Raw genomic sequence first — 6,103 nt, 5'->3', positions numbered from 1 at the left:
GCGTCCACGAGCATTGAGTAGTTCTAGATAGTCCGACAATAGACGGTCGATCGTGATTGGAGTGCACAGTTTGTACCCTCTTATGATTCCCCTAATGGTACAGCTTGTTAACATCTCCAGGGAAAAATTTCGGTAATTTGGCTGATAATCAGGATGGGGGGCTAAATTTATGGCTTTACCTTCTACTGGATTAGCATAATTAATGCCGACGCCGACGATCGCTTGATAAATTCGACCCTGCGCGATCCGAGTTTGAGTTAAAATTCCACCGAGTTTGCGATCGGCTAACATCAGATCGTTAGGCCATTTAATCGATACCGGCAAACCTTGTTTTCTCAATCGATCGGCAATTCCCCACACTATTCCCATCGTTAATTGGTGGACATCGATCGCTGGTAGATCCGGTGCGATCGCGATTGAAAGATATAATCCGCCGTGTTCTGAATGCCATTGGTTGCCTCTTTGTCCGCGTCCTGCTGTTTGGTGGTTGGCAATAACTACCGTGCCAGGAGTGGCATTTTCTTCAGCTATTAATTCTGCTAGCTTGTCATTTGTCGATGCTAAAGTATCGAATATATATATGTTAAAATCCAAGTCCAACTCTCGATCTTCAGCGAGTAGCTCTAGGAGTATTTGGCGATTCATTGATTCATCGGTGGATAGTGAATAGTGAATAGTGGATAGTTAAAACGGCTAGAATATTTCGGTGATTTCGGTATAATCAAAGTCGTTAGGACTGTACTGAATCAGGGGGTAGAGACGCCCATCGATCTCTAGATAGTCTTCGGGCGCATCTAATTTGGAAGTATAGTAAGTCAAGATATATTGCTTGCCGATTTTTGCGTGCATTTCGGTTTCGACTTCATCACGCCATTGGGTTTTGGTAACGAGGACGACTAACTGATTTGCCAATCGCGGTAGGATCTGGGCAATTTGGCGGCGCGAAATCCGATCAAGACTGCCAAATGGTGAATCCATGACGATCGGGAAGGTATTGCTCTGCGGGACTGATAGTAATTTTTGCGCGCTCCAGGTGCGGACGCGATCGATAATCCCACCGATAAATGAGAGACTGAGGATCTGATTTTCGCCAGTCGAAGCAGCGACAGTAGTTTCGACACCCCTAGTAGTTTCGACTAAAATTAGTTCGTATTTTTCGGTGATTTTGGGTAGATAGGGAGTAACAGAAATTGCTTGAAAAATGCTCTGAACTTGCTGTTCGAGTTCTAATCTAAATTGTTGTTCTTGACGATCTCGCATCAGGCTGATTTCGGTAATTGCCGATCGGGCTGCTGCGAGCCGACGTTGGGCTAAACTTTGTCGATCTTGGTTCGCTTGTTGTTTGGTAATTTGTTTGGCTAGGGATTGAACTTGGCCTTCGAGATGGACGATCTGTTGTTGATTTTGACCTTGATTGAGCGTGAGATCGCGAACTTTAATGGCGATATCATCGAGCCGTTTTTGGAGATCGCTAATCTCCACGTTAGTATTTTGTCGCAGTTGGGATTCGAGATTGTCGATTTGGATTTCTAACTGACTAATTGCCGATCGAGCCGTCATGACAATTTGCTGCTGAAGATCGATCGCTTGCCAGAATTCGGTACCCTGAGTTTGCAGAGCTTCGACTTGGGTAATCAACCGCATGGTTGTCTCTTCAATGACGGCAATACTAGCGCGAGACAACCAGGTTTGAACTTGAATATATTCAGGAGTATTGGGATGTAATTCCGTGCCGCACAGACAATTTTGATGGTGGAGTAATTGGGCGAGAAATTCGCGCGAAATCCCTTGATTTAGTTCGCCGCGATCGCGTAATTCGGATACAATTTTTTGGAAGTCTTGAGTTAATTTTGTCAGTAAAACGGTATGTGCTTGGGTCGAGATTAATTGTTTAATCGCCGTCTGTGCTTGGCGAAGTTGTGATTGGTGGGTAGCTTTGGTGCCCTCTAATGCTTGGCGTTGTTGTTGGGTGGAACGAGCAGCGGTGAGTTCTAGTAGATAACTATTAATTTCGCGATCGATCCGATCGAAGCTAGCAATTTCGATCGCGATTTCTGATTGACGTTGGGCGATGCGATCGATTTCTTGTTGGCATTGTTGTTGGGATCTGAGTAGATCTTTGGTGGTTGTATCGCCGATTTGAGCTAGTTCGGTTTCGAGTGTCTTTTTCGCTTCGCCCAAATGCTTAATCGATCGATTTAAGACTTCCACACCTAGCAGAATTTTAGTCGCTTCGGCGATTTCCAGGCGTTTATCCTGGCGGACGATTTGCTCGATCCGTTCGCCATCGAAGAAGAAATACTGATGGAGGCTGGCGGGGAGGATGCGCCCGATGATTTCGGCTGGCGGTTGCTGGGGATGCAGCCATTTCCCATCGGCATCACCGATATATAAGTAGAGTAATTCGTTGTTGACGATATTCACCGTGTCTGGTTGCTTGTAGGCGCGACACATCCGTTTGGCACGGTAACGTTTGCCATCATGCTCCCAGGCGACTTCTACCCACGTATCGACGGCGGTACCGATCTCGGCTTCGGCGATGGCGCGCTTGTTGACTAGTTGCTGCGATTCGGCGAAGGCGGCGGTGAATTTTTCGTAGAGTACCCAGGTAAACGCATTGAGGATAGTGGTTTTACCCGCGCCATTGTTGCCGTGAATGATGGTGGTATTGCGATCGTTATCAGTAGCGAGGCGGACTTCTGGCGTTTCGCCATAAAACTGCCGAAAGTTATAGAGGCGAATGGCTGTCAGCTTCATGTGATGGCCTCTTTGATAATTTTGAGGATATCATCATTAATCGGCGAATTTTTTTGGCGGTCGAGCCTGTCCCGTTCGAGCTGGAGGACGCGCTCGATAATTTGACGAACTTCTGGAGTGAGGTGTTGAGTCACGATGGTGAGATACCGAGAGGACAGATCCGCTGCGACCCAATCGCACACACAATTTATAGAAAAAAATTATCTAAGTGGAACCAATTTCGATCGCTCACCGTCCAATTTTATACTGAAACTTATTATTATCCAATATGAAAAAGCTTTTACTCCTACCCGCAATCTTCGTTAGCCTAGTTGCCGCAATTACTCAAACCCCTTCAGCCTCGATGGCTGGCGGCATCGGTAACAATTATGTCGGTCCCGCAGTTAGTTTTGGTGGCGGACAAAGCGTTTTTGGGATCGATAGCAAGCTCGGTATCGCTGATAATATCTCCCTGCGTCCGTTTATCACCTTTCCTGCTGGTGGTACGCAGCTTGGTACCAGTCTGACTTATGACTGGGATCTGCGTCAATCAGCCACGCCACTTACGCCATTTATTGGTGTTGGTGCCCAGTTCCAGACTGGCGGCAACAATAACACCACCATTGGTTATGCGCAAGTCGGTGCTGATTTTAATGTCAGCGATAGCGTTGCTTTGTTAGGTTCGGTGCAAATTCCGTTCAATAGCAACAATGCCAATACTAGTGTTACCGTTGGTGCTGGTTTACGCTTCTAAGTTTTTAGCTAACAATTAGTAACTAAAAAGTAGGGGTAATTCTAAAAAAGTAGGGGTAATTCATGAATTACCCCTACTTTTTTAGGTGGGTCTACACCCCCAGGGAACCGCGAGTTACACCGAGCTGACTGCTCAGTTGCAAGCTTTTCCACAACTCGGCACCGCTAATTTGACCGCCTAATAATTGTTGATAATAACTGATCGTTTCACTAACTACTTCCGGCGATTCATTGACAAACTCCAGTCGGAAATTATAGACGCCTAATTCTACCAAGCGGTGGATGTATTCAGCCCCGGTTTGGGCGACACCATTGAAGACCGTATTCCGACAGCCAGCATCGGCTTGGAGGATGTGTTCTGTCCCCACTCGATCGCGTAGTTTGACCTGATGTTCGTCGCAAGGACGACCGCAATTAGTATAGTCTGTACCCTCAGATAAAAAGGCACAAAACACGCAGTGCTCCATGTGGAACATCGGCATATGTTGATGAATCGTCACCTCAAACCAATCGCGCGGACAACTGCTAATTAAGGCAGTTAATTGGTCGATATTCAGGTCGTATGAGGCCGTGAGACGGTCTAAAGTATAGTTTTGATAAAAGTAGTCAGCAGTGAGCGGATTGGCCACATTCAGGGCAAAATCACCGACACATCGATCGGTTTTAAAAAACTCTAAATGGTCGTAGTTTCTAATTAGATAACCATCGGCATCACTCGATCGCACTTGCTCCAATATCCAATTTTCCCCAGGTTTCGTAATGCGTGGTGGTGCGACAAAGATTTGGGGGGGAATACTTAACTGTTTGGTGGCGCGAACTAATTGCACTGCTTCGCGATATTTGCGCGGATCTTCGAGTTCGCAATAGATCGTCGCAATTCCCGATGCGATCGCGGCTGGAATTTGGTCTAATTTGCGTACTAACACAATTAATTGCGGCGGATTAAGACCCGGATGCATCACTTTTGGCAATAAGTCGATTAGCTGATTAGTTGACGATAGTTGCCAGGATTTTGGTTTGCTGCGAGCTGTAGTTAATTTAGCCACTAGTTCGCGCCGAATTTGATTGAGCGCGCTGACAGGTAACATCAGATCGCCGACTAAATTATTCGTCAGATTTCCCAAACAAAATGGCGTGTTCCCCAAGCGTCCTAATTGAGCGATCAGCTTCTCCGTAGTTAGCGGTTGGTTTTGGGCAGCAACTAATGATATTTCTGACGATACTTGTACCACATATCCCATGTCATCGCGGGCGATTGCGATTAATGGTTGGTTAACTTCACCATGTATTTCTAAATCGATCGAACGTTGGAATTTAGGCACATCGCCAGCATAAGTTTGGCGGACTTGTTTATCCAATTCTGGATCGCTAGTTTTCCAGACTTTATCACCAATATATACCTGCCGAAAATTTACCGCACCGCGACCAAAAGTCAGCATCACTTCCGACTGATTATCGCTCTTAAATACCTCATAAACTCGTCCGCCTTCTTCCCGATCTTCAGGATGTCCACAATCGAACACAATCCCGTCGCCAGCTTTAATTGGTGCAATTGGATCAATGGTAATTGCTTCGCGATCTGGATAAACTCTGGTAACTTCCCCCAAATATACACCCCGCTTTTTACCAAAGCGAGCGTGTGCCAAAGCTTGATTGTTAATGCCTTCAAACCAGCCCGTATACAAGCCCCGTGAAAAGGCCATTTCTAAGTTGTATAAATCGCGTGCTGGCTCGATAGAAATGCCCAAATCTTGGACGATGCGATCGAGTGCCGATCGATAGACCTTGGTCACATTCGCTACATATTCAGGTGTCTTCAATCGTCCTTCAATCTTCAGACAACTAACACCACTTTTGACAATTTCTGGTAAGACATTTAATCCCGCTAAATCCTGAGGACTTAGTAGATACTTTTTATCGCCTAAATAATATGATTCGCCATCGACAATTAGATCGTAAGGCATCCGACAAGCTTGAGCACATTCGCCGCGATTTGCCGATCGACCGCCCAAAGATTCACTCGTCAAACACTGTCCCGAATAGGCGACACATAGTGCCCCATGCACGAATACTTCGAGCGGAATCGATATTTCTCGATCTCCTAATTGTCCCTGAATTTTATCGATTTCTGTCAGCGAACATTCCCGCGCCAAGACGACTAAATCACACCCCAATTCATGAGCAAATTCTACCCCCGCTGCACTCGTCACCGTCATCTGCGTCGAAGCGTGAATCGGGAAATCCGGCGATAGATGGCGAATCAACCTGCACAGTCCCACATCCTGGACGATCGCCGCATCCACCCCCGCTAAAATGATGCTGCGCAGATACTGCTCCGCTGCTGGCAATTCCTGGGGGAAAATCAACGTATTCATCGTTACATACCCTTTCACCCCGCGCTGGTGCAACCACGCCATCAATTCTGGCAAATCGCCTTCAGTGAAATTCTCCGCCCGCATTCTGGCATTAAATCGCTCCAACCCAAAATAAATGGCATCCGCACCATTTTCGATCGCCGCTTTGGCACATTCCCAATTTCCCGCTGGCGCAAGCAGGAGGGGACGATGGGTGCGCGGTGGTGAAGGGATTGGTGTTGGCATCTTTAGGGAATAAA

General features: G+C 46.7%; 5 protein-coding genes. 1 reads left to right on the top strand and 4 read right to left on the bottom strand.

From position 1 onward, the window contains the following. The 3 genes from RMO27_RS02475 to RMO27_RS02465 all read right to left on the bottom strand — a co-directional run. The coding region (locus RMO27_RS02475; RefSeq protein WP_309728723.1) for a biotin--[acetyl-CoA-carboxylase] ligase at positions 1-645 on the bottom strand (645 nt) is incomplete at its 3' end. A gap of 48 nt (positions 646-693) precedes the next feature. Beyond that, on the bottom strand, positions 694-2,757 hold the full coding sequence (locus RMO27_RS02470; protein WP_309728721.1) for an AAA family ATPase: 2,064 nt from the start codon (positions 2,755-2,757) through the stop codon (positions 694-696). Next, complete coding sequence (locus tag RMO27_RS02465) at positions 2,754-2,891, bottom strand: hypothetical protein (RefSeq protein ID WP_309728720.1); 138 nt, start codon at positions 2,889-2,891, stop codon at positions 2,754-2,756. The genes RMO27_RS02470 and RMO27_RS02465 overlap by 4 nt, the downstream gene beginning before the upstream one ends. 134 nt (positions 2,892-3,025) lie before the next feature. Between RMO27_RS02465 and RMO27_RS02460 the strand changes: the two genes are divergently transcribed. Beyond that, positions 3,026-3,490 carry a hypothetical protein gene (locus RMO27_RS02460; protein WP_309728718.1) on the top strand — a complete coding sequence of 155 codons (465 nt, stop codon included), beginning with the start codon at positions 3,026-3,028 and terminating at the stop codon, positions 3,488-3,490. Between the two features lie 91 nt (positions 3,491-3,581). Here RMO27_RS02460 and RMO27_RS02455 read toward each other — a convergent pair whose 3' ends face one another. Next, the gene (locus RMO27_RS02455) at positions 3,582-6,089 is read right to left on the bottom strand and encodes a DUF3656 domain-containing protein (RefSeq protein ID WP_309728716.1); all 2,508 of its coding nucleotides are present in this window, start codon (positions 6,087-6,089) and stop codon (positions 3,582-3,584) included. Positions 6,090-6,103 lie beyond the last annotated feature (14 nt).

The sequence above is a fragment of the Chamaesiphon sp. OTE_75_metabat_556 genome (assembly GCF_031378165.1).
Classification (GTDB): domain Bacteria; phylum Cyanobacteriota; class Cyanobacteriia; order Cyanobacteriales; family Chamaesiphonaceae; genus Chamaesiphon.
This window is presented reverse-complemented; position numbering and strand designations above follow the sequence as displayed.

Coding starts and splice junctions, on each gene's coding strand:
- RMO27_RS02470 (WP_309728721.1), bottom strand. CDS start 2,757: ATGAAGCTGACAGCCATTCGCCTCTATAACTTTCGGCAGTTTTATGGC.
- RMO27_RS02460 (WP_309728718.1), top strand. CDS start 3,026: ATGAAAAAGCTTTTACTCCTACCCGCAATCTTCGTTAGCCTAGTTGCC.
- RMO27_RS02455 (WP_309728716.1), bottom strand. CDS start 6,089: ATGCCAACACCAATCCCTTCACCACCGCGCACCCATCGTCCCCTCCTG.